Raw genomic sequence first — 25,636 nt, 5'->3', positions numbered from 1 at the left:
ATATAATTTAAAACTTCTAACAATAAAACATACATTCATAGCTGAAAAGTTTTCCTTCTTTAAATGTAAAAATAAAGACACCTGCATCTCCATTCTGAATATAATATTCGTGGGGAGAAGCAATCCAGCGTGTTGAGAGCAGATCTCCAAAACGGGTAACAAAATCCTTTTCATTATAATTGGAATCCATACGCTCATTGCCAAGAATTACAGCTTCACCGTTGTTAAAAGACATTTTGTAAATACTTCCGGAAACTTTTCCTTTATATTCTTCAAAAGCTACAATAATATCGGACGTTCTGTAAAAATACTGAGGTTCCCAGCCACATTCAGGGGTATTGGGAATGTCTTTTACCTTCTGCATTTCCAGCTGTTTTACTTGTGTCTCTGTAATTTTTCCGTCAAAAAGTTGGGTTTCTTTCCATAGAAAGTGCATATTCAAACTTTTCAGCTTTTTCTCATAGATTTCGGTTTGTGGCTTTTTCGCCGATTGATCTGCCAGAAGAAGTTCAAAATCGATATCTACTTTTGGATTTTCTATTCCTGAATAAGATTCTTTCCAATAGAGTAATGCTTGTTTAAGATTTTTATCTTCCAGCCATGCTATTTCGCGTAATCTTCCAACCTGAGCCAGTTCTTTTTCCTTGTTCTTTCCTTTTGCTGCCAGATAATCTTTCAGAATTTTATCGTAGGTAAGTTCTGTTCCCAGATATTTCATCTGGATATATTCCGGATTTTCGTGGAAATGGTCGCCAATATATACCCAGCCATCCTGGTACAAAGGAACATAATCAATACAGATCAACTCGTTTAAAACAGCTCTGCGGGTCGCTGTACTTTCTGTTGTTGGTCCTTTTCGTACACGCAATTCTGATCCCTGTACATAAAAATGTGGACATTGGTATCCTTCTTTTCCTCTATAGAAATACTGTAGTGGCTCACCCGCTGATTTTTTTCCATGCATAGACTTTTGGAGTAGCTGGCGGTCTATAAAACCAATATCACCATTGCTTACCTGTACTTTGTATTGTGTTTGGGTAGAATCCAGAACGTAAACCGGTGCTTCAGTAGAAAAAACTCCCAAAACATCCTTATTGTTTCCATTTTCACGATAAAGGTGACCCCATTCGGAGGTATAAATCGGGCGTGCTCCGGCATTCTGAGCCTGGATATTGTAGAAGCAGCATTGAATGATTCCGGCTGCCAATAGTATCTTATTCAACATATTGTAATGGGTATCTGCGAAAGTTTTCATGTCTTTCACAGGGGTGTTCATAATGGTTTTTATGGTTACTCCTTCAAAAATAATGAAAAATGAGAGTTTGTCCTAAAGTTATTGTTATTCAGAATGGGTATAAATTCCATCCTATTCATCTGTTTCCATTGGGTAGCGTAAATAAAAATACTATTTTTATCGCCCAAAAAAGTAAAGACTAAATATGCCGACTGATGCTTCTCTTAAGCTGATTCCTATGACAACTTTCGTGCTGGAGTATTATTCCCACGAAGGATATGCTGATCTTCAGATTTTGAATCTGATGAATAATTATGCCAATTTCTTAAAGAAGCGTCTGACTCTTGGAATGTTTGTTCCCATAGACCGTACAGGAAATATCTTAAAAGAGCCCAAAAATTACACAGCATGGAAATCTCTTGACCATAATGATGGGAAAAGAACGGATATTGTCGGTTTTGAAGAATATGCTGAATATCAAAAGGCTGAGCAGAATTGTATGTTTGAAGGATTTAAAGTAGATTATAATGGATACTCAAAAGTGAGAATCATCGCTTCTTATGACCCTTCTATTGAATTGTCTTTTAACAAAAATGATCTTATTCCTTCAGGATTCAATGATGTAGAATCACTGACTGTGTTTGACGATATCTTTTTAACTTCCAGCGCATTAAAAGCAATCGGAATAAAGAGATAAATTGTCGTACTAATATATCATAAGCTATTATCTTATTGCAGGTTCTTCTTGAATTCAGAAGGAGACATTTCTTTGTACGACTTGAATATTTTATTGAAGTGGCTGGCATCATTGAAGCCCAGTTTATCAGCAATTTCACTGATATTATAATGACTCTGGAGTAAAAGCTTTTCAGCAGTTTTAATTTTATGCTGTATAATATGCTGTTGTATGGAGAAACCTGTCTGCTTTTTGATGTGAATACTAATATAGTTCGGAGACAGCATAAATTCTTTGGCAAGGTTTTCAATTTTCATTTTATAGGTATCCAACGCATTGACATTAATATAATATAAGATCCTCTCAATTCTGCTTACATTTTGAGTGATCCAGTTTTTTGCAGTAACATTTTGCATCGTATTTCGGATCAGAATCGTAATAATACTGGAAAAGAGATCAGTCGTTATCTCTTTGTTATAGGTGTTTTTATGGCTGAATTCATACAGAAGAATCCGGGCAAGCTGTAACAGATGTACCCGATCAGTTTTACTTTTAATCACTGATTCATAAACGAAAGAATGATCTTCCATCAGGAGCTGCACAACTTTCTGAAGTTCATTCTTTTTATTAGATAGCAAATTTTCCCAGATATACTGTTCCGTAAATTTGATATAAATGAATTTCGTTTTGTTTTTAATCGAAAATTCATGGCCATCACTCGGCCTTAAAAGAAAAACATCTCCTTTTTTGTATGGAAAAGTAATGTTGTTAAGATGATGAAATCCTTTTCCACTTTCTATGATAATCAGCTCATAAAAGTTATGATTATGATATTCAACATCCCAATTTTCTTTTTCAATACTGAAAACATTGAAAGAATTGAAATTAACGATTCGTTTCATCTAAGAATGGATTTTTACAAATTTATCATTAATTTTTACAATGTCTACTGTTGGATTATTGATCAAATTTGTACTATCAATACATTCAAAATGAAATATATAAAACAATCCGTATTGCTGCTTGCTTCAACCATTGCTTTGATGTCCTTTTCTGATCGTCATGATGGAGATAAAACTGATAAAAAACAACAGCATAAAACACAGGCTTCAACTAAAAAATACTGGCCCAACGGAGCTCAATTGGTTATTTCTGTTTCCATGCAGTTTGAAACTGGAGGGCAGCCGGAAGGAGCAGAAAGTCCATTCAGCGGGACACCTCTGCCTAAAGGACAACCCGATCTTCCGGCAGAAAGCTGGTATCGTTACGGCGGAAATGAAGGAATTTACCGGATGTTGGATTTATGGAAAAAATACAATATCAAAGTAACCTCTCATGTAGTGGGAACCGCTGCTAAAAGATATCCTGAAGTTGCCAAAGCTATTGCCAACGGTGGTCATGAAATTGCAGCTCATGGTTTTACCTGGGACAACCAGTGGAATAAGAGCTATGCCGATGAACTGAATTTTGTAAAGCAAGGCGTAGATGTCGTTGAAAAGATTACAGGGAAGAAAGCTGTTGGCTATAACGCTAATTGGCTCAGAAGAAGCCCGAATACGCTTAAAGTACTACAAGATCTTGGTTTTCTGTATCATATAGATGATTTAAGCCACGATGAACCTTTCATTACTAAAGTAAAAGATAAAAACTTTGTGGTAATCCCTTATACATTACGTAATAATGATATTGTTAACATTGAAGGAAAACACTGGAGCCCTGATCAGTTTTTGAATCAGTTAAAATTTGAATTTGATCGTCTTTATGAAGAAGGAGCATCAAAAAGAAGAATGATGAGTATCAGTTTCCATGACAGAATCGGAGGAACACCCACTATGGTTCATGCTATGGAAGAATTCATTAAATACACCAAAGAAAAACAAGGTGTAGTCTTTATGAGAAAAGATGATATCGCCAAAATGGTAATGAATGATCCCGATACTCCGGTTGATGATAGTGAAGAAAAGTTTAATAAGTAAGGAGGATGGAAGCTGGAAGAATGATTTTGTTGAAGTCTTAAAAGTACTTTTTTGACAAATATACCTTCCCTCTCCCAACCCCAAAAACATACCTCTATGAATACAAAAACAGCCTATATTTTCCTTCGTGTTTCGATGGGAATAAACCTTTTAGGACACGGATTGGTCCGATTGGTAAAATTACAGGACTTTGCCTCAGGAATGATGAAAGGTTTTGAAACAAGCTGGCTTCCACAGCCATTGGTACAGCTCTTTGGGATAACGCTACCCTTTTTCGAATTTCTCATCGGATTATTGCTGATGATTGGTTTTAAAACCCGCATTGCCACCATAGCCGGAGCTTCCCTGATCGTCCTGCTGCTTTTTGGAAGCAGTACCGTTGAAAACTGGGAAGCCATGGGAATTCAGATGATTTATGCAGGGTTATTTTACCTATTGATCAGCAGAATTGAAGATAATTATCTGGCACTGGATAGAAAAAATTAAATCAAGCTAACGAGCAGAGAAGGCTGGGAAAGAAAAGGAAACAAAGAGAAATAAAGAATAAATTATTCATCGTTGTGATCTTTACTTTTCCGGCTTTTTTTGCGACTTCAGAGATTATGTTACAACTTTCATGAATTCAGCTACTCTATTTTTATCATTATGCCCGAATTTTGTATTAGAAATAAGAGCAACTGAATATTCTGTTTATTTTCAGTGCGATATCCAACCCTCAAAATAAAAAATGATGCAAACGATATTAGGAGCCAATGGGCAGATTGGCGAAGAGCTGGCAAGAGAACTAAAAAGAAATTATACCTCAGATATCCGTATTGTCAGCAGAAATGCTAAAAAAGTAAATGATACTGACAGTATTTTTTCTGCAGATTTATCAGACAGAGAAAGAGCAATTGAAGCTGTGAAAGGAAGCGAAATTGCCTATTTTACCCTTGGACTTCCTATGGATACTAATCTGTGGGAAAAGCAATTCGTGGTCATTATGAAAAACGTTATTGAAGCTTGTAAAATCAATGATACCAAGCTCGTGTTTTTTGATAACACCTATATGTATCCTCAAAACAATGATGTTTTAACAGAACAAACTCCGTTTGCTCCCGTAGGGCGAAAAGGAATGATAAGAAAACAGATGGCAGAAATGCTTTTAAAAGAAATGCAGGCCGGAACAATAGAAGCCGTCATCTGCAGAGCTCCAGAATTTTATGGCCCCGGAAAAACTCAAAGTATTACCAATAGTCTTATTTTCAATGCCATTAAAGAAGATAAAAAACTGAAAGTCCCTTTAAGAGATGATAAATTACGAAGTCTGATCTGGACACCTGATGCAAGCCGTGCTACCGCTTTAATCGGAAATACTCCCGATGCTTATGGACAAACCTGGCATTTGCCGGTAGACGATAATAAGTTAACCTATAAAGAGTTCATTGCATTGACTTCTCAGATCTATGGGAAAGAATTCAGGTATGCCGTAATCCCCAATCTGGCTTTTACCATAGGGTCTTTCTTCAATAAAAATGCAAAAGAATTGAAGGAACTGCTTCCAAGATATCAATATGATAATCTTTTTGACGATTCAAAATTCAGGAAAAGGTTCCCGGAATTTAAGGTAACTCCCTACAGACAGGGAATTGAACAGATCAAAAAAGAACAGCTAGCGGCAAAATAATACGGTTAAAATAAGTAACTTAGAAACACCAATACCACAACCGAAGGGGAAAATATTCCCCTCCTTTGGAGAGGTAGCGAAAATTCACAGAATTTTTGACAGGGTGGTTAAAGGATAAATTCAAACAAAAAAGGAAATGAAAGCTCCTGAAAAAGTAACTTCTATCACAGCATTACACAACTATCTGAAATTGAAAAGGCCTTCCAACCCTTTGATCAGCGTGTTTGATTTTAATGAAGTGAATATAGATCCGGAAACGATACTAAGTGCCGTGACTACAGATTTTTATGTGGTTTCCATTAAAAAGGATTGTGCAGGAAGATGTAAATATGGACAGCATTATTATGATTTTGAGGATGGAATCATGTATTTTATTGCTCCCCATCAGGTATTGCAGTTTGAAGATATTCTGCTTTCCGAAGTGAGAGGAAATGTATTGGTTATACATCCTGATTTTCTGCAGGGATATCCGTTAGCGTCTGTCATAAAAGATTATGGCTACTTCTCTTATACGGCCAACGAAGCGCTCTACCTTTCCGAAAAAGAAGAAAAATCTGTAACGGATATCATGGATAATATCAGCAGAGAGATTGAAGCCAATATGGATGGTTTTACCCAGGATTTACTGGTATCCAATATTGATTTGCTGTTAAAATATTGTGACAGATTCTATAACCGTCAGTTTTTAACCCGAAAAAAAGTAAATCATGATCTTTTGACTCAGCTTGAAAATTTACTGGATGATTATTTCAAAAATGAAAAACTGCTGATCAATGGGATTCCCACCGTACAGTTTATGGCAGGACAGATGAATATAAGTCCCAATTATCTAAGTGACATGCTGAGGGTTCATACAGGACAGACAACGCAGCAGCATATTCAGAACAGAGTGATTGAAAAGGCAAAAGAGATGTTGTCTACCACTACAATGTCTGTTTCTGAGATTGCTTACAATCTGGGATTTGAGCATCCACAGTCTTTTCATCGTTTGTTTAAAAATCAGACCGCTGTTTCTCCTTTAGAATTCAGAAAGAGCTTTAATTAGAGCTTTTTGACATTATAATGTGCGCTAATTAAAAAGCAAGTATAAATATTTTATTATATTTGTCTGAATTGCATGGGATTTATGACAGGAAAGAATGGAATATTACATGGTATACAGATCGTTAGTATATTTTTAATACTAGTCCATTTTCTGATCCCAAAAACAGAAAACACAACCTTTTCTACCATAGAAATCACAAGTAATTCCAATTCCGAAGAAAGTCCTCAGAAAAAATGTAATAAGAATTTTCTTGAAGAAAATAACAAGACTCCGATAAAATGCAATAATAACTATTGCTCTAATTCTTCTCTCTTTTTTACCACCTCTTTTCCTTCCTTTGGATTTGAAAAATTTATGGATCCGGAAATAAGCAAAGGCTTCTTTTTATACGATGATCCACCCTATTCTTCTTTTTTTAATTCTATTTGGATTCCGCCCAAAATAAAAATGTAATTTTCAGTTATTGGTAAAATAACATTTTCAGCTATGGAATATTTTTTTTCCATACCCTATCCTATTATCTAAATCAGAATTACATGACCAGCTGCTGTTCATGGCTTTGTCACGGTGATGTAATCAAAAAATGAATTAAAAAAATAATGAAAACAATAGTATCAAACCTCGAAAAAAACACGAATACCATCTATATAATATGCAGAATATTAATTGGGTTATTCTTTTTTGTAGCAGGCTTTAACAAACTTTTCCATCCTGTTTTCCAGGGATATATGTTCAATACCATCAGTACTATAGGATTTCCTTTTCCTCAGTTTACGGCCAATTTCGCTGCATTTTGTGAATGTATCTTTGGTTTGTTTTTAATGCTGGGCTTTTGGACGAGAATAAGTTCAGTATTTTTAATCATTATTATACTTGTCGCTTTATTTACCCATGATCTGGGGACAATTCCTAAGGAACTTATTCCTATCAAACCCGAAACCGGAGTGTATAAAATGGATCCTTTTACATGGCTGGGTTATTTTCTATACTTGCCTCAAGTGTTATATCTCCTGTTTTTGCTTCTGTTTTTATTTCAGGGGTGTACAGGATTTGGAATTGATCGTCTCAGAAAAACAAAATCTGGAAACAGCTAATAATTATAAACAGCTCTCTTTTTGGGAGCTGTTTTTTGTTGAAAAATCGCAAGGTTTTTCTAAATTTTATGTATGATTTTAAGACGCAATAAAATCGAAGATTTTCAGCAAGTGATGATTGTGTTTTTATAATAGAGTAAAGTGATTAGCATATTTTTGCATCAACATCTGTTGACTTTAAATCATCTGTGAAAGTTTTAAAATATACAGTGTTTAATTTTATCGAAGATAAAATCCTTGCGCCTTACAGAAGCTTTTTTAATATCATTTTGCACCTTTGCGTTTCCCAAATAAAAGCATTCAAAAAAAATAAAAAAACGCAAAGATTTAATGGTTTCAGATTTTTACTAAAAATGAGTAATGATAATACCATATAGACTGTATCATTGATTTTTCCCCTGTGATTCCTCAAGATAAAGTAAAACATTAAAATCTTTGCGTTTAAATAGCATACTTCTTTTATGATAAGATTGATTTTGTTATGGTAATAAGGCTCATGGCAATAACTACCATTCCTACCACGACAAACATTTTCTTTGTTGGCAGTTTTGAGGTAAGCATGGCAGAAAAAGGAGCGGTAAAAACACCACCCAGCAAAAGCCCCAACACAATATTCCAGTGATGAATACCAATGGTAAAGATGAAGGTAATGGCACTCGTAATGGTCAGTAAAAACTTGGCAACGGTGGAACTTCCTACTACATAACGGGGAATTCTTCCCTCTTTGATCAATGTTCCGGTCACCAATGGTCCCCAGCCACCACCTGCAAAAGAATCAATAAAACCACCTACCAATCCTAATACTCTGAGATTGGTTCTGCGTTTAGGCTTTGCTTGCCCTGGTTTTTTATCTTTGAATGCATTTCTTAAAATGTTTACTCCAAGATACAAGGTATAGCAGGCGATAATTGGCTTTACAATATGAGCATAATGTTCCCCATAATGAGAAAGCGTTAATGCTCCGATAACAGAACCTACAATTGCCAGCGGGAATAAAACCCATACCATTTTCTTATTAACATTTCCCAGTTTATAATGGCTGAAACTTCCGGCTGCAGTGGTAAATGACTCTGCAGAATGAATGCTTGCACTTACAACGGGTGGCGGAACATTCAGGAGTAAAAGGATTGTAGTACATATTACGCCATATCCCATTCCCATGGATCCGGCAACAATCTCTGCCATAAATCCTGCAAACAGCATCCAGTAAAAAATATGACCATCTTTATTCAAGAAATACTGAATATTCCCCGAAAGGTTGAACTGATACACCACAAGTCCAAATAATCCGAAAAGCAATAAAACACCTATGATGGCAAGATAAATATTGGCTTTTCTCTGCGCCGTTTTGGTAATATTGATCAGTTTTTCAATTTCCATATCCGGTTTCGAAGAAACTTTTCCGTCCGATAGATATTCTGTAGTGATCTTATTGAGTTCTTTCACCTTGTAATTAAAATCTCCCGTCAGCTTGTTACGGATATCCTGCATATTGTCTAATACATGATTCATTTCATCAGGGATGACCTCTGTAAAGGTTTCTCTTAATCTTTTAGCGATGGTCGGAGATTTTCCATTGGTTGAAATGGCAATTTTAAGGCTTCCTTTTTTGACAATGGAACCTAAATAAAAATCACATAGATCAGGCTTGTCGGCAATATTGACCAGTACATTTTTTTTCTGCGCTGTTTCCCTGATCTCCCCTGCCAGTACAATATCATTTACCGCAATAATTGCAATATCCATATCATTAAAATCATGATCATGGTATGACCTTTCGTGCAGTACTATATTGGAATATTTATTTTGTAAGGTTCTTACTTCAGGAATAATCTCTTTTGCTACCAGTTTGATGGAAGTTTCCGGTGAATTGCCCAGTACGGATTCCAGTTTTTCGAGAGCAACCTTTCCACCACCAATGATCAGCAGTGAAAGGGTTTCAAGTTTTAAAAATATGGGATATAAAGAATTGCTCATGCTGATTACAGTTTTAAATCATAAGTAAAAGCGAGATAGTACAGTCCTCCGATTTCAGGACCTGCTGCATACTGGAAATAACGACGGTTCAGAAGATTGGTTGCTCCAATTTTTACATTCGCACGGATTTCAGGGATCTTCCATGTAGCCTGAGCATCAATGGTATAATAAGCCGGAATTGCTCCTGATGCTAAAGGACTTTCCCACATAAAACCACTCTGCCATCTTGCAACAAGGGTAAATCCTATATTTTTGACAATTTCTCGGTTTCCGATACTTACATTCACCATCCATTTCGGAGTGTTGAAAGCCGTAATAAACAGATCTGATGTATTGTTGGAGGCAAGATCATTATAAGAAACATTGGTATTCACATTATAATTTCCGGTAATATTATAACGAATTCCTAAAGAGGTTCCATAGCTTTTGTAGGTATTATTGCTGTTGGTATAAACTCTGTATCTGTCCTGTTTACTTCGGTCAAGCATAGCAAGTACAGCAGCATTGCTCCCTACCTGACTGTTTTTTGGGACGGCTACTTCTACCTGACCAAGGAATCGTTCGTAAATATTGTAATAAAAATCCCAATCCAGCACCAGCTTGTTATTGAAGAAAGTAGACTTGTACCCTACTTCAAATGAATTGATTTTTTCCGGCTGTAATTTCTGCAGATTAGCTACAGTTAAAAGCTGTTTATTATCCTGAGCGGCCTGAGCCTGAGTTTTTCCGGCATCTACATCTGCATTCACTGCTGAGGTAAATTTGTCAATGGAAGCCAGGGTATAGGAGTTTTCCAGATATCCCAGTCCGTCATTCACTTTCGAAAGGCCTCCCACTCTTCTTACATTTCCATTATTCACGAATGAAAGTGCTTCAAATAACGAAGGAAAACGATATCCATTCTGGAAAGATGCTCTGAAATTATGTTCTTTCACCGGAGAATAAACGACACTTATTCTAGGGTTAAGTTTGGCTTCAAATTCGGGATTCCTGTCAATTCGTAAAGCAGCGTTAACTTTTATTTTATCATTAAAGAAAAGCCTGGTAATCTGAGCAAAAGCTCCATATTTCTTATAAATAACATCTTTTCCAAAAGTACCGTTGTCTAAAGGAATATTTCTTTCATTGACAGGACGGTTAAAATCAACAAAATTATTGCCATCCGGAGTAATACTGTACAAACGGTAATCTACACCCGCAAGAAGGTTGAATATCTTTACAAATCTGCTGAAATCATAGGTCAGTTCTCCTTGATAAAAGCGGGATTTCTGTTCCAGTTTAGCGCCACCCGTTGCCGGAGCACCTGCTACTCCTCCATTGGCTGAATCCCAGTTATTGATTCCGATAATGGTATTTTTTAACTGTTCAAAGGCTGCCGTTCCCGGAACAACTCTGTTTTTATCTGCTTGCTGCCGAGCCAGGATAAATGCATCATTAAGATTAATCCCTGAATTCAGGCTATTCTGGAGAGTCGTTTGAAATATATTTTTCCAATTGGTATTGGAAAGGTTGGTCAGATCAAGATTATCTGCCAAAGGTTTCAGATTATAAGAATCTCCTGTATTTTCTATGGATACATAAGCTCTGAAGGTCAGTTCTTTTCCTGTGAGTTCTATTTTATGGTTCTGAACCGTAGCATTCTGCAAACGGATTTTATTTCCTCTCTGGAAAGTTCCGTCCAGCAAGCCATAACGGTATACATAAGATGTTCTCCACTGATCACCGAAACGGTAGTATAATCCTGCATCGAACTTGATATTTTTTACATCCGGGCTTACAAGATCTTTTTCAAGATATCCCGTCCTCGAAACATTAAATGTGGTGGGCTTTCCGTTGTAATCTACTTTTACAGCAACACGGTTGTTTCTTTCATCGCCATATTTATTCCAAAGGTCTTCTGCCGGATTATTAGCAAGAGCAAAATTAGGATTGGCTGTGACCAATGCTCCTGAGTTCTGATCTGTCAGGTTGTTCGAAATCCAGTCGGTTCCACTGAAATAAGAGGCATTGACTTTAACAGCAAAGTTTTTATTAATCACCTTTGCAAAACGGATAGCACTTTCTCCCAGAGAACTTATTTTATGGTTAGCATTGTCTACATGATTCACTCCACCACGGAAATAAACACTTATTCCTTCAGAGGTAAACGGATCTTTGGTTTGTAAACTTGCCAGTCCGTTAATGGCATTCATTCCATATAATGCTGAAGCTGCTCCCGGAGTCACTTCCATAGACTGGATGTCGAGTTCTGTTGGCCCTATGGCATTTCCCAGTGGTACTCCCAACGTTGCCGACTGTACATCTACTCCGTCTACCAGCTGCATAAAACGAAAATTATTGGGTGAGTTAAAACCTCTTGAATTAGGTATTTTTAAGGTAAGACTTGAGGTTAAAAGCTGCAGTCCTTTTACATTTTCCAATGTTTCATAGAACGAAGCTGCCGGACTTTCCCTGATGGTTTTAATATCAATTTTTTCAATGGCAATCGGTGATCTTAATATTTTTTCAGGAACTCTGGAAGCTGAGATTACGACATCATCAATGATGGTATTCTGAGGGTTCAGCCCTATCGTTATTTTGTTGGAGGGAGAAAGAATTTCAACAGTCTGGCTGGTGAAGCCATCTTTCTGAATAACCACTCTGAATGGAATGGTGACTCTTGTTCTGATTTTGAAATTACCCAACTGATCCGTGAATGCGTTATCCTGTGTATTTTCGATCTGTACTTTTACGGAGTCAAGACCTTTTCGTGTATCTGTATTTTTGATGCTTCCGCTAAGCTCTATAAGCTGCTGCTGTGCTTCTGCAAAATTAAAGAATAGAAATGTGAATGCAATAATACCTGCTTTTGGTAGAAAATTTCCCTGTTTTTTGTTTTTCATTTTTGCTTCATTTTTAGGTTGAGAATGAAGCTGTCTGAACTTTTACATTGATTGTTTTTGACCACAAAAGGCACAAAAGTTTTCATGTTAAAACACTTTAGTTCACTTAGTAAGTTTAAAATGATACCGTAGAAAGCTCACATTAGATGAAAATCAAAGATTTTCACAAAACTTAGGTGTTCTTATTATGCACAAAGTTAGGCTCTTAAAAAACTTAAGTGTTTAAAAACTTTTGTGACTTTTGTGGTTGGATTGAAAAGTTGAAACAGCTTTGATTGTATTGTTATTTTGAGAATCAACAACACATACACATTCGTCCGCCTAAATGAAGAGGTTTAGTTTTTTTGTTTTTTTTCAGATCATAATGAAAATTAGCCATATAATTAATTTAAGGTATGTAAATAACGGTATGAAAAATCACCAAATGTTTCTTCTGCAAGTCTTTTCTGTACATAAATTCCGAAAAGCTCATCCAGCGTTGTAAGAATTTCTTCTTCGCCAATATTTTCTTTAAATTTTGTATTCAATCTCATTCCCAGACGGTCTCCTCCGATGTGAAGGTTATATTTTCCATAAGCTGTACCCACAAATCCGATTTCAGCATTGGGAGATCTCCCGCAGCCATTAGGACATCCGGTCATACGAATGGTAATATCTTCTTCCCGCAGACCATATTTTTCAAGGATAGGTTCTATTTTAGTTACCAGTGAAGGCAGATAACGCTGTGCTTCAGCCAAAGCCAGTGAACAGGTATTCAGGGCAACACAGGCAACAGAGTTTTTACGTAATGCACTGGCTCCGTTTGTATACTCTGAAATTCCGTGTTCTTTTAAAATATTTTCAATGTCACCTTTATCTTTATCATCAATATCAGCCAGAATAAGGTTCTGGTTACAGGTAAAACGGAAATTGGCTTTACCAGTTTGTGCGATTTTTAATAATCCTGATTTTAAAGGATATTCTGTTGTATTAAGGATTCTTCCATGCTCTACAAATACAGTATAAAACCATTTTCCTTCATGATTTTGAATCCAGCCATAGCGGTCTTTTCGCTGTTCAAACTTAAATTCTCTGGCGGGTTCAAAACTGAAACCTGTTCTTTTTTCTACTTCCGCTCTGTACTGGTCGATACCCAATTTATCAATCGTATATTTTAACCTTGATAATTTCCGGTCGCTTCTGTTTCCGAAGTCTCTTTGTACCGTAATGATTTCGTAGACAGCCTTCAAAACTTTTTCTTCCGTATCTACAAACCCAAGAATGGAGGCAAGACGTGCATAGGTTGCTTCGTTTCCATGAGTGGCACCAAGTCCTCCTCCGGCAGCAATGTTGTAGCCAACAATTTTATCATTTTCGATAATAGCAATTAAGGCAATATCATTGATGAATACATCCACATCGTTATTAGGTGGAACAGCTATCCCTATTTTCAGCTTTCTGGGAAGATATCTGTCCTGATACAGAGGATCTTCTTCTGCTTTTCGGTCTACCAGAAGTTCATCATCAATCCAGATATCATAATAAGATTTGGTTTTTGGAAGACACATTTCACTGATTTTTCCTGCCAGTTCGTAAGCTTCCTGCTGTAAAGGAGATTCCGAAGGGTTAGCTGTACACGTTACATTTCTGTTGACGTCTCCACAAGCGGCAATAGAATCCAGATGCTGAAGATTGAAGCTCTGAATGGTAGGTCTTAAATGAGATTTTAAAATACCATGCAGCTGAATGGTTTGTCTTGTTGTTACTTTAATGGTTCCCGTAGAATGATCTTCTGCTGTTTCATGCAGTCCTATCCATTGTTCCGGAGTTAAAAAGCCACCGGGAAGTCTTAATCTGATCATATAAGAATATAGCCATTCCAGTTTTTTAGAGACACGCTCTTCCCTTCGGTCTCTGTCGTCCTGTTGGTACATTCCATGAAATTTGATCAGAGTCTGATCATCTTCCCTTATGGCTCCGGTAAAATTATCAGCAAGGCTCTCTTTTAAAGATCCTCTGAGCCCGTTACTGCTGGTTTTAATCCTTTCTACCGGTGAAAGGTTTTCTTTATCATTGTTCATAATTGTTTCCTTTAATTTTTTACGAGTACTTCTTTATCCCATTTAATAAACATCTTTGGAATATCTGCCGCTAAGCTCCATTTCTTCCAGATAAAGGGCTGCATCTTCTTTGCTTCTTTTTCCTTCATTCTGAATGATTGTGAGAAGTGTCTGTTCTACATCACGAGCCATTGGTTCCTTGGCTCCACATACATATACCGATGCTCCTCCTTCCAACCAATAAAACACTTCCTGAGCCTTTTGTTCCAGTCTGTGCTGCACATATACTTTTTCAGCTGTATCTCTCGAAAATGCAAGGTCTAAATGCGTCAGGCTGCCCGTTTTAAGAAAATCCTGAAGTTCAGCCTGATAAAGAAAGTCTGATACAAAGCTTCTGTCCCCAAAAAACAGCCAGTTTCTTCCTTCTGCCCCTGTGGCATCACGCTCCCAAAGGAAAGATCTGAATGGAGCGATTCCTGTTCCCGGACCAATCATAATAATGTCTTTATCAGCTTCCGGTAATTTGAAGTGTCCTGCATCCTGAATATAAAACTCAACCTCTTCTCCTTCCTTGAATTCACTCAGAAAACCGCTACATAATCCATTGTGTTTCTGATGGTCAATAAAGAATTCTGACCGGGCAACGGTAATATGAATCTCCGTATCCCCATGAGCTTCCAGAGAAGATGAAATTGAATAGAGACGAGGTGTCTGAGCGGTTAATACCTGAATGATTTCCTCAAATTCATCTGCATTTTTTACCGGATAAATTCTAAGCAAATCAAGAAGACTTAATCTGACTTCAGGAATGGAATGTTCCGTTATTTTTGCATACTGAGCTACTACAGATTTAAGCAGATAGCTGATGTTAAGATGCTTGTGCAAAAGTTCTTCTACAGAATCCGTAATTTTTGTTGTTTCAACCTGTTTCTGAGGATCAATTCCTGTGAGAGCAATAATTTCGTCTACTACAGATTTAGGATTGAAAGGAAGCAATCCTAACGCTGCACCAGGTTGATAAGCCAGGGATTCTTCTGTTTCAATTTCGATGTGATACGTTTCTTTTTCTGAAGTAATATCATTCAGATTGATGATTGCTGAGACTTTTCCCTGGTATTTTTTTCTTCCGGTGGAAACCTTTGGAGCTGAAATGCTTTTTGCACTTTGACCAACATTTTTATTGACTGTTTCAAATACATGTTCTATCCAGTGTGAAGCTTCCTGCTCATAATCAATATCACATTTCTTTAGTGGGATAACACGCTGAGCTCCCAGTATTTCAAAGCGCGAATCTACATCTTCCCCGGTTTGGCAGAACAGAGGATAACTGCTGTCTCCCAAAGCCAATACTCCAAATTTAAGTCCACTAAGATTAATTTCATTTTCATAAATATAATCATAGAACTTTTTGGCAAGAGCAGGTGGTTCACCTTCTCCCTGAGTACTGATCACTACAAAAAAGAACTCTTCTTTAGCAAGGTCTTTAGGTTTGTATTGAGAAAGGTCGGCGAGTTTTACCTGAAGTCCTTTTTTCTTCACAATACCTGCCAAAGCTGTAGCCAATTTTTTACTGTTTCCGGTTTCTGTTCCGTAAGCCAGTGTTATTTTCTTTACAACATTTTGTGAAGTATTATTGGTTTCCTGAGGCGGCAGTACAGCGGTCAGTGACGATCCTCCGGCGATCCCTGCAAGATATCCGCTTGCCCAGATGGCTTCGTCTCTGGAGAGGTCTCCGGAGATTTGTTTTAATACGTTTAATTTAGTTTCAGACAGCATATTCAAAGAAATTTTGAGTGGTAGGAATTAGACTTCCGTTTTCTACTGATTTAAAATAAAGACCTTCCTGCTCAGCATTTTCCAGCCATGAAAATTCTTCATGAAGGTTAACAATTTTACCAACAACAACCAATGAAGGTGAAGCAAAGTTTTTGTCTCCGAATTTTTCATTAAAATCATCAAATGATGAAGTGTACACCTTTTGGAAAGGCGTTGTCGCCTGTTCAATGACTGCAATTTTTTTATCACCTGAAATCTCAAGCTGTTTCAGCTTTTCTACAAGAGGGGTAAGATTTCCTTTAGACATATAGAAAACAAGGGTATCATTGGTTAAAGCAAGCTCTTTCCAGTATTCTTCACTCACAATTTCTGATTTATAATACGTCAGAAAACGCACTGATGTAGAATATCCTCTTGCTGTTAAAGGCATTCCTGCAAATGCGGCTGCTCCTAATGCGGCTGTAATTCCCGGAATAATTTCGTAAGGAATATGATTCTGTTTTAAAGCCTGCAATTCATCCAGAATATTAGAGAATATAGAAACGTCTCCTCCTTTAAGCCTGACAATAGTTTTGTTCTGATGGGCATATTCCACCATCAAAGTATTGATATGAGACTGCGGTGTGGAAGCATTTTTACTGCATTCTTTCCCTACATAGATGATTTCTGTGTTTTCATTGACGTAGGTTTCCAGAATCTCCGGACTTACAAGGCGGTCACATAAGATGACGTCTGCTTCTGCGATTGCTTTTACTGCTTTTACAGTGATCAGTTCAGGATTGCCGGGTCCTGCACCGATAAGGTAGACCTTTGGTGATTTTATATTTGTTTTCATTGAAGTAGGTGTTATTTAAGGATTTAGAAGAGTCCTTCTACGGACAGATACCTTTCTCCGGTATCGTAATTAATGGTAAGAATTTTAGCGTTAGGTTGTATTTCCGGTAAATGTTTGGCGATGGCTGCTAAAGCAGCTCCTGTGGAAACTCCCACAAAAAGGCCTTCTTTTTTAGCTGCATTAAGGGCATATTCATAAGCTTCCTCCTTGCCTACTGTGATCACTCCGTCTAAAAGAGTAATATCCAGGATGGAAGGTACAAAGCCTGCTCCTAATCCCTGTAATGGGTGTGGCGCCGGGCTTCCTCCGCTTAATACAGGGGATAATTCCGGCTCTACAGCAATAACTTTTACGTTAGGATACTTTTCTTTTACTGTTTTTGCGATTCCGGTGATGTGTCCTCCGGTTCCTACTCCTGTAATGATGTAATCCAGGCCATCCGGGAAATCTTTTAAAATTTCCTGTGCGGTGGTTTCTACGTGTACTTTTACATTGGCAGGATTGTCAAACTGTCTTGGAATCCATGAATTTGGGGTTTCTTCAGCAAGCTCGTTGGCTTTTTCAATAGCCCCTTTCATTCCTTTTTCTCTTGGGGTAAGTACGAATTCTGCTCCATACGCTTCCATAATTTTACGGCGTTCTATGCTCATGCTTTCCGGCATGACAAGGATCAGTTTGTATCCTTTTACAGCAGCTACCAAAGCGAGTCCTATTCCTGTATTTCCGCTCGTAGGTTCTATAATGACACTGTCTTTATTTAATAATCCTTTGGTTTCTGCATCTTCAATCATTGCTAATCCAATTCTGTCTTTAATGCTTCCGCCAGGGTTGCTTTTTTCAAGTTTGATCCAGATTTCATGATCTGAACTGAAGAGTTTATTAATTTTTACGACGGGTGTGTTTCCAATCGTTTCTAATGCGTTCTGAAACTTCATATCAATATACTTTTTATTTTTGTTTTTTTAAATCACAAAGGTTAATGATTCCGGTAATGAAGTATTATCCTTTATTTTTATTTCACTTTTGTGATAGACCAGAGAGTTGGCAGGAACATCTTGGGTTACCCAGACATTTCCTCCTATGATACTTTCTCTGCCTATGGTTGTTTCACCTCCCAGAATGGTGGCTCCCGAATAGATGATCACATCATCTTCAATATTGGGGTGCCTTTTCTGATGGGCTTTTTCTTTGGAAACATTCAAGGCTCCGAGGGTTACTCCCTGATAGATTTTGACATTGTTTCCTATAATGGTTGTTTCTCCAATCACGATTCCTGTTCCATGGTCAATAAAGAAAGATTTTCCAATGGTCGCTCCCGGATGAATATCAATTCCCGTTTTACTGTGGGCATATTCTGAAATGACACGTGGTAGAATCTTCACTTCCTGACTCCAAAGCTGGTGCGAAATACGGTAGACATAGGTGGCAAAAAAGCCTGGATATGCCAGATATACCTCTTCCAGAGAATCTGCTGCCGGATCAAATTCCAGAATAGATTTTGCATCCAGAACCAACTGATCATACAGTGTCGGCAAGGCTTCAAAAAATTGATTGACTTGTTTTTCAGTAAGATCTTTATCTCCTGCAACGGTATTAATTAAGTCAGAAAGTGTTTCCTGCAAGGCTTCGAAATTTCTTTTCAGTTGCTCTTCAGTATTGTCAGTCTGAGGCAGGAAAAGTGTTTCATACAAATCCTTAACCCATTTTTTGGTCTTTATTTTATCAAAGAATCCATGAATGCTGTTTTGCTTTGTCTGATGAATTCTTTCAATTAATTGATCGGGAATTGCCATTTTTTCTATTGAATTATACAGGCTGCTACCGTTGAATTGGACGTTTCATCTACCAAAATGGCAGAGCCCGTTGTTTTATTATTGGTAAAGCTGTCATAGACCAAAGGCTGTGCCGTTCGAAGGGTAACTTTTACAATTTCGTTCAGTTTAATTTCCCCATCCGCCTGTTCCCGGATAAGGGTATTGACATTGATCTTGTAATCTACTTCTTTTACAACGGCTTTGACAAGTCTGCTATTCTGTTGCAACAGATATTTATTCCCTGGCTGCAAAGGCTTCTGATCAAGCCAGCATAACAGAATTTCAAGGTCTTTTTCAACCGCAGGAACATGTTCTTCCGTTGCAAAAATATCTCCTCTGCTGACATCTACATCATGAGCCAGGTGAATCACTGCAGGCTGACCTTCAAATGCCTCTTCTTTTTCAACGCCATTGATCTCTATCTTGGTAATTTCAGTCGTAAGATCTGCCGGAAGAATATGGATTTTGTCTCCTTTGGTAAATTTTCCACTAAGTATTTGCCCGGCATAACCCCGATAATCATGCAGTTCCTCCGTTTGAGGACGAATCACATACTGAACCTGAAAACGGCTTCCGTTATTTTTTTGTTCATGTAGGGTTACTTCTTCAAGATACTCAAGAAGAGAGTTTCCTTCATACCAATCTGTTCTGGAAGATTTTGAAACAATATTATCTCCTTTTAATGCGGAGATCGGAAAATAGCTTACGTCATTTAATCCCAGATTTTCTGCAATTTTTGCATATTCTGATTTTATATTTTCAAAAACATCTTCTGCATAATCTACCATATCCATTTTGTTGATGGCTACCGCAACTTTCTTCAACTGTAATAAAGAGGCAATAATGGAATGTCTTCTGGTCTGCTCTATCACTCCTTTTCTTGCATCGATCAGAATTACCATCAGATCAGAATTGGATGCTCCGGTGATCATATTACGGGTATATTGTACATGCCCGGGAGCATCAGCAATGATAAATTTTCTTTTTGCGGTTGAAAAATAACGGTAGGCAACATCAATCGTGATTCCCTGTTCTCTTTCTGCACGCAGACCATCCGTTAAAAGAGCAAGGTCTACTCCGTCTTCATTTTTATTTTTAGAATGTTTTTCAAGGACTTCCAATTGATCCTGTAAAATACTTTTGCTATCGTAAAGCAGTCTGCCAATAAGGGTACTTTTACCGTCATCTACGCTTCCTGCTGTTATAAATCTTAATATATCCATCCGATTTTTGTTATAAATAATGAGTAATTGGTAATGAGTAATATTCTGTGGTTAAGAAGTAAAAGCTGTCTATTCTATTACTTATTACTCATTGCTGATTGCTTATCTAGAAATAGCCTCCTTTTTTTCTGTCTTCCATGGCGGCTTCTGTTACTCTGTCGTCAATTCTGGTTTCTCCGCGTTCTGAAATTCTTGTGGCTACAATTTCATCGATTACCGCATCAATGGTTACAGCATTGGATTCTACAGCAGCAGTGCAGGTCATATCGCCTACAGTTCGGTAACGTATTTTTTTTGTGGTGATGATATCTTCCGGTTCTAATACAACATGTGAAGAATTGGCAAGCCATTGACCGTTAAAGTCTACCACTTCTCTTTCATGCGAGAAATAGATGGAAGGGAGTGCAATTTTTTCTCTTCGGATATAATTCCAGATGTCAAGTTCTGTCCAGTTGCTTATAGGGAAAACCCTTACATTTTCTCCTTTGTGGATTTTTCCGTTAAAAATATTCCAAAGTTCAGGACGTTGCAGTTTAGGATCCCACTGTCCGAATTCATCACGGACGGAAAATATTCTTTCCTTGGCGCGGGCTTTTTCCTCATCTCTTCTGGCTCCTCCGATACAGGCATCGAATTCAAATTCTTCAATCGTATCAAGAAGTGTATAGGTTTGCAGCCAGTTTCTGCTTGGGAATTTACCTTTAGCCTCAGTTAATTTTTTACTTTTTATGGTATCTTCCACTTTCCTCACGACCAGATTAACATCTAATTCTTTTACCAGCTGATCACGGAAATCCAATACCTCCTGAAAGTTGTGTCCGGTGTCTACATGAACAAATGTAAACGGGATTTTCCCATGGAAGAAAGCTTTTCTCGCCAGATGAGCCAGCACAATACTGTCTTTGCCTCCACTGAATAATAAGGCAGGACGTTCAAACTGACCCGCTACTTCTCTTAATATATAAATAGATTCAGCTTCTAACTGATCTAAATAGTTTAACTGATGTATTGACATTTTTTTCTTTTTTTATTGATGAATATGCAGACCGCATTCTTTTTTGTTGGCATCTTCCCACCACCAACGGCCTGCTCTGAAATCTTCTCCTTCTTTGACCGCTCTGGTACAAGGCTCACATCCTATGCTTACAAATCCTTTTTTATGAAGGTGATTGTAGGGTAAGTGATGATCTTTTACATAGGATGTCACCTGTTCTGTCGTCCAGTGAAGGATAGGATGAAATTTTATGATCTTATTATCCGGATCCCATTCTAATTGGGGCATATTTTGCCTGTTGGGAGAATGTTCCGCTCTCAGACCGGTGATCCATACTTCATAGCCTTCTAGTGCTTTTCTTAGTGGGTGAACTTTTCGGATGGTACAGCATGCTTTCCTTTTCTCTACAGATTGATAGAATGAATCAGGGCCATTTTCTGTGACAAATTCTCTGAGTTCTCCCGTATCCGGATAATAGGCTTTGATCTTCTTTTTAAAGAAAGCCTTGGTGGAAGTCCAGGTTTCATAAGTCTGTTCAAAAAGTCTTCCCGTATCCAGGGTAAATATTTCAATATTTAAATCTTTAATCAGATGAGTGATGACCTGATCCTCGTAACTGAAACTGGTTGAAAAGATCACTTTACCCGGGAATCTTTCAGTCAGTATTTGCAATACATTGGTTTGAAAAGATGCTTCATTAGCCTCTTTCACAAGTTTTTCGAATTCATTTTCCAGACTGTTATTCATTTTGAATTGAGATTTAAGTCTTGCAAATATATATAAAATTCTATAACTCCTATCAAAATAGTAGAATTTAAATAAAAAAAATTTTATCCCTTGGTAATAAACTTAGTAAGAGTGGCTTCCATCATGCTTGTTCTGGTCTTTTCACGAACGATCATTAATTCTTTTCTCAGATAGCAGACTGCTTCATCTACACAGTCGTCACATGCTTCGTAAAAGTTTAAAGAAACACATGGTGTAAGCGCAATGGGACCATCGAAAATACGGTAAATGTCTGCTAATGAGACATCGTCGGGTGATTTCAGTAAGTAATACCCTCCTACTTTGCCTTGTTTACTGTTGACCAGTTTGGCTCTTTTAAGTTCGAGAAGAATTTGTTCCAGAAATTTCTTGGGGATGTTTTCGTCTTGTGCAATAACGGAGGTTGGCAGAAAGCCCTGGTTATAATTCCTTGCTAATCTGACCATTGCTTTAAGCGCATATTTGCAACGTTTCGACATCATAATTCCTGCAAGTTATGATAAATTATTGTATAAATGAAATGTTTTTAGGGTTGAAGACTTTGTATTCAACCACAAAAGTCACAAAAGATTTTAAAAACACTTAAGTTGATTTTAAGTAAGAAATAAACTCTCGGGAAGTTCTATTAAGCTTAAAAAAATCAAATATTTTTTATTGCCTGAGATTATTTTAGTCTAAAAATATGCACAAGCATCTGGGTAAATCTGTGAAATCTGTGGGAAAAAGATACTCAATAAGTTTACCCTTTCTGCAATATAAAGTAAGCCAGTTCTCTATCCTCTCGTACCAGATTTTCAATTCTGCTGAAGCCACTTTTTAAAAGTACTTTTTGAGATCCTATATTATCAAGATCGGTTACAGCCACAATATCTTTCTGATGATTCAGTGAAGAACAATAATCAATAAGAGCTTTACAAACCTCAGTTCCAAGTCCTTTACCCCAATACTCTTCTCCTAAGGTATAGCCGATTTCCAGTTGTTCCGGATTGTCAAGGAAGACTCTTGCGAGGCACATTCCTACAAAATCCTGATTTTGGGTATTAAATATTCCCCATCTGCTGAAGCTTCCTTCTGTGTAATCAGATAATGCCTTATCAAACATTTCTTTATACTCTTCCGGAGTTTTGTAAGGCAGATACCGGGTAACATTTTCATTTTCAAAAAGACCAGAAAATAAAGGGAATTCTTCGGGAGTAAATTCGCGGATGGTGATGGTGTCGTTTTTATAATGCACTGAATATTTTTATCAAAGAATAAAATTACATAAATAAATGGAGAACTGCTCATAAATAGGATAAAAAATTGGGCTTACCATGAAGCCCAATTAACTGCATATGAATACTAAACTATTATTCATATTTCTGAGAAAAGTGTTTTGTTATTTAAAATGTTTTAAACCAGTCTGTAACTGCTTTGAGTTTGATTCTATTTTTTAATGAATTTTTGGGAAGATTTTCCTAAAGTGGTTTCAATATCAATTAAATAAGTTCCGCTTAGGAAGTGTTTAACATCCACCTTATCACCAATAATTTTAGCATTCATTTTTCTTCCAAACATATCGTAAACAGAAATTGATTTAATTTTTCCTTTTGTTTTAATATTCAATACATCAGAAGCCGGATTTGGATAGATGGATGTTTCTGAGTTTGTTGTATCAATGTCTGCAATGGATAATGGTAATGCACAAGGCGTTGTAATACTGCCATATGGTTGTGTATTATATCCAAATTCAGTTACAGAATAACCTGAACCATTGGCCCCAGCAATCAGTTTGAAATAACCGTTAATGTTGTAGCCATCGAATTGGTTTCTAAAACCAACATAAGCTGTTTTGCCAGACCAGGTAGTGTATGTAGGAGTGTAGACATCCAGTTGTCCGGGAGTATAAGTAGGATAACCTATATTATTTGCATTAGTTATGGTGGTGCAGGCTGGAATTAAACTGATATTTCTTGTTCCTGTTTCACATACTAATCCTTTCCAATAGGTTTCCAGTTTTAATTGATTTGCAGCATAATACCAGGCGCCATATCCTGCATCATCACTAAGTTCCGGGTTAATGATAAAATATTTCCAAGGTGCTCCGGAGTTGGTTGTTACTGTTGTTGGTGTTGGATTGGCATAGCTTTCCAGAGGAGTCCCTGTAACTATTTTATAAGGATCTTTATAAGAAAAAGTTAATGCTAAAGCTGTTGTTGATCCTAGTGAAGTTGTACCTCCTGTTATAGCTGGATTAAGGAATGTAATTGATGAATTGAGAACCTGGCTTTTAGGGTGACTGGTTGCCGCACCATTTATGGTAAGTGTAGCAGTAGTAGGGCTTGTAACTACTATAGCTGCTGTTAATCCTGCGGGTAATGAAGAAGTGAAATGTGTTCCTGCAGTAAGAGTTGTTCCATTTGGTACGGCAAATGTTGCTGAATTTAATGTAATTGTTGATGTAGGAGCAGAGGCTACTGTTCCATCTAATGATACAGCTCCGTTATTGTCTAAGTTCTCTGTAAATGTACTGTTGCTAAGGGTTAGCCTTGGTGGAGTATTAGCAACTCCGGTTGCAGCTAAGTTGGCAGGCTGCCATAAATTTATTCTTGTAGCATGGTTTAATGCAGCTATCATCCTGTTAACCTGCCCATTAGTAAACATTTTATAACAACCGGAAGAACCGTTGTATCCCATATAGTTTTCTACGTTCACTTTTTGTCCTAGACAATTATTGCCCACTGTACATCCTAGTCCGGAAGACATATTTTCTACAGGGGTGTCAGCCACTCCGTCACCATCATTACCAGGGTTGGCAGTTGAACACAGAACATTGAACGTGTGCTGAAGATTTAGCCAATGTCCAAATTCGTGAGTGAATGTATCAGAAAACTCGTTTGAAGCCACTGTTCCTGCAGCATTAAATATATAACGTCCATTATAAACAACTCTGGCTGTATTTACTGAAGTCATGTATGAATCCGGATACCACGCCACTCCTGATTGATATAAATCCTTATTAGCATATAGGTCATTTTGGATATACACATTCATATACTTTGAATTATCCCAGGCATCTGTGCCAACTTGTGCATCATATCCGCCACCGTTGCCATATCCACCTTTGAAAGGATGAAATACCACTCCACTTGTTGCTTTTCCGGTTGGATCAATTTTAGCTAATCGAAATTCAATGCTTAACGCTCCTCTGATAGATTGGAAGTCAGGATCTACAGTGTTTGAATCAGTGTTGATTCCATTGAAATTTAAGTTGATTTGTTGCAGCAAGTCAACTACTTTTTGGTAATTTACTTTTACATTACTCTGAGATTCTCCATACACATGAAAAACCACAGGGATGATATAGGTGGGAGAATTCACCTTTTTATTCAATGGAGTTTTGTTTGATTCCATTTTTTTTACAAAATCTTTGGTGAATTTTTCAAAATTTTCATATTCAGCCTTAGATTCAGGATGCAGTTCAAAATGTTTTTTCATCATTTCATCTGCTTTACACTCATGAGGTCTGTTTTCTTGAGCAAAACCTATTATTGGAAATAGGGAAACAAGTAGTAGTAATTTAAATTTTTTCATGATTTTTGGATTTGGTTGTTAATAAATTATTTGAATAATTAAATGGTTTTAGGCATAATTTTTTTTG

General features: G+C 37.2%; 21 protein-coding genes. 6 read left to right on the top strand and 15 right to left on the bottom strand.

What is annotated here, in order from left to right; all coding sequences use genetic code 11:
* Window positions 1-16 precede the first annotated feature (16 nt).
* Window positions 17-1,276 carry a hypothetical protein gene (locus BUE84_RS11465; protein WP_079241750.1) on the bottom strand — a complete coding sequence of 420 codons (1,260 nt, stop codon included), beginning with the start codon at window positions 1,274-1,276 and terminating at the stop codon, window positions 17-19.
* Window positions 1,277-1,439: 163 nt separating this feature from the next.
* On the opposite strand from BUE84_RS11465, the gene BUE84_RS11460 reads away from it, so the two are divergent.
* Window positions 1,440-1,931 (top strand): hypothetical protein, encoded by a 492-nt coding sequence (locus BUE84_RS11460; protein WP_079241749.1) that lies wholly within the window; start codon window positions 1,440-1,442, stop codon window positions 1,929-1,931.
* A gap of 32 nt (window positions 1,932-1,963) precedes the next feature.
* On the opposite strand, the gene BUE84_RS11455 is transcribed toward BUE84_RS11460, so the two are convergent.
* The gene (locus tag BUE84_RS11455; protein WP_079241748.1) at window positions 1,964-2,812 is read right to left on the bottom strand and encodes an AraC family transcriptional regulator; all 849 of its coding nucleotides are present in this window, start codon (window positions 2,810-2,812) and stop codon (window positions 1,964-1,966) included.
* Window positions 2,813-2,902: 90 nt separating this feature from the next.
* Here BUE84_RS11455 and BUE84_RS11450 point away from each other — a divergent pair, with 90 nt between their 5' ends.
* The 5 genes from BUE84_RS11450 to BUE84_RS11425 all read left to right on the top strand — a co-directional run bounded on the left by BUE84_RS11450 (window position 2,903) and on the right by BUE84_RS11425 (window position 7,691).
* Window positions 2,903-3,886: a polysaccharide deacetylase family protein gene (locus BUE84_RS11450; RefSeq protein ID WP_079243922.1), complete on the top strand. Its 984-nt coding sequence runs from the start codon at window positions 2,903-2,905 to the stop codon at window positions 3,884-3,886.
* 96 nt (window positions 3,887-3,982) lie between these two features.
* On the top strand, window positions 3,983-4,372 hold the full coding sequence (locus BUE84_RS11445) for a DoxX family protein (protein ID WP_145953234.1): 390 nt from the start codon (window positions 3,983-3,985) through the stop codon (window positions 4,370-4,372).
* A gap of 244 nt (window positions 4,373-4,616) precedes the next feature.
* Window positions 4,617-5,552 (top strand): NAD-dependent epimerase/dehydratase family protein, encoded by a 936-nt coding sequence (locus BUE84_RS11440; RefSeq protein ID WP_079241746.1) that lies wholly within the window; start codon window positions 4,617-4,619, stop codon window positions 5,550-5,552.
* Between the two features lie 136 nt (window positions 5,553-5,688).
* Complete coding sequence (locus BUE84_RS11435) at window positions 5,689-6,597, top strand: helix-turn-helix domain-containing protein (RefSeq protein WP_079241745.1); 909 nt, start codon at window positions 5,689-5,691, stop codon at window positions 6,595-6,597.
* Between the two features lie 599 nt (window positions 6,598-7,196).
* Entirely contained in the window at window positions 7,197-7,691 is a 495-nt protein-coding gene (locus tag BUE84_RS11425) for a DoxX family protein (protein ID WP_079241743.1), read from the top strand.
* Window positions 7,692-8,150: 459 nt separating this feature from the next.
* Here BUE84_RS11425 and BUE84_RS11415 read toward each other — a convergent pair whose 3' ends face one another.
* From BUE84_RS11415 to BUE84_RS11355, 13 genes are all read right to left on the bottom strand, one after another.
* Window positions 8,151-9,668 carry a TSUP family transporter gene (locus BUE84_RS11415; RefSeq protein ID WP_079241741.1) on the bottom strand — a complete coding sequence of 506 codons (1,518 nt, stop codon included), beginning with the start codon at window positions 9,666-9,668 and terminating at the stop codon, window positions 8,151-8,153.
* 5 nt (window positions 9,669-9,673) lie between these two features.
* Complete coding sequence (locus tag BUE84_RS11410) at window positions 9,674-12,550, bottom strand: TonB-dependent receptor (RefSeq protein ID WP_079241740.1); 2,877 nt, start codon at window positions 12,548-12,550, stop codon at window positions 9,674-9,676.
* A 383-nt stretch (window positions 12,551-12,933) separates the two neighbouring features.
* Window positions 12,934-14,610 (bottom strand): NADPH-dependent assimilatory sulfite reductase hemoprotein subunit, encoded by a 1,677-nt coding sequence (locus BUE84_RS11405; protein ID WP_079241739.1) that lies wholly within the window; start codon window positions 14,608-14,610, stop codon window positions 12,934-12,936.
* A gap of 42 nt (window positions 14,611-14,652) precedes the next feature.
* A complete protein-coding gene (locus BUE84_RS11400) occupies window positions 14,653-16,365 on the bottom strand; it encodes a sulfite reductase flavoprotein subunit alpha (protein WP_079241738.1) in 1,713 nt (570 codons plus the stop codon).
* Entirely contained in the window at window positions 16,355-17,200 is an 846-nt protein-coding gene (gene cobA, locus BUE84_RS11395; protein ID WP_079241737.1) for a uroporphyrinogen-III C-methyltransferase, read from the bottom strand. Before cobA ends, BUE84_RS11400 begins: the two co-directional genes overlap by 11 nt.
* Before the next feature lie 23 nt (window positions 17,201-17,223).
* The gene (gene cysK / locus BUE84_RS11390) at window positions 17,224-18,135 is read right to left on the bottom strand and encodes a cysteine synthase A (protein ID WP_079241736.1); all 912 of its coding nucleotides are present in this window, start codon (window positions 18,133-18,135) and stop codon (window positions 17,224-17,226) included.
* Between the two features lie 27 nt (window positions 18,136-18,162).
* The gene (gene epsC, locus BUE84_RS11385) at window positions 18,163-18,993 is read right to left on the bottom strand and encodes a serine O-acetyltransferase EpsC (protein WP_079241735.1); all 831 of its coding nucleotides are present in this window, start codon (window positions 18,991-18,993) and stop codon (window positions 18,163-18,165) included.
* 5 nt (window positions 18,994-18,998) lie between these two features.
* A complete protein-coding gene (locus tag BUE84_RS11380; protein ID WP_079241734.1) occupies window positions 18,999-20,237 on the bottom strand; it encodes a sulfate adenylyltransferase subunit 1 in 1,239 nt (412 codons plus the stop codon).
* Window positions 20,238-20,343: 106 nt separating this feature from the next.
* A complete protein-coding gene (gene cysD / locus BUE84_RS11375) occupies window positions 20,344-21,252 on the bottom strand; it encodes a sulfate adenylyltransferase subunit CysD (RefSeq protein ID WP_079241733.1) in 909 nt (302 codons plus the stop codon).
* A gap of 12 nt (window positions 21,253-21,264) precedes the next feature.
* The gene (locus BUE84_RS11370) at window positions 21,265-21,978 is read right to left on the bottom strand and encodes a phosphoadenylyl-sulfate reductase (protein WP_079241732.1); all 714 of its coding nucleotides are present in this window, start codon (window positions 21,976-21,978) and stop codon (window positions 21,265-21,267) included.
* Window positions 21,979-22,061: 83 nt separating this feature from the next.
* The gene (locus tag BUE84_RS11365) at window positions 22,062-22,478 is read right to left on the bottom strand and encodes an RrF2 family transcriptional regulator (RefSeq protein WP_079241731.1); all 417 of its coding nucleotides are present in this window, start codon (window positions 22,476-22,478) and stop codon (window positions 22,062-22,064) included.
* A gap of 257 nt (window positions 22,479-22,735) precedes the next feature.
* A complete protein-coding gene (locus BUE84_RS11360) occupies window positions 22,736-23,230 on the bottom strand; it encodes a GNAT family N-acetyltransferase (protein ID WP_079241730.1) in 495 nt (164 codons plus the stop codon).
* A 191-nt stretch (window positions 23,231-23,421) separates the two neighbouring features.
* On the bottom strand, window positions 23,422-25,569 hold the full coding sequence (locus BUE84_RS11355; protein WP_079241729.1) for a M43 family zinc metalloprotease: 2,148 nt from the start codon (window positions 25,567-25,569) through the stop codon (window positions 23,422-23,424).
* Window positions 25,570-25,636: the final 67 nt, after the last annotated feature.

The organism is Chryseobacterium indologenes (assembly GCF_002025665.1).
Classification (GTDB): domain Bacteria; phylum Bacteroidota; class Bacteroidia; order Flavobacteriales; family Weeksellaceae; genus Chryseobacterium; species Chryseobacterium metallicongregator.
The sequence above is the reverse complement of the archived record's forward strand: the minus strand, read 5'-3'. Positions and strand labels throughout refer to the sequence as shown.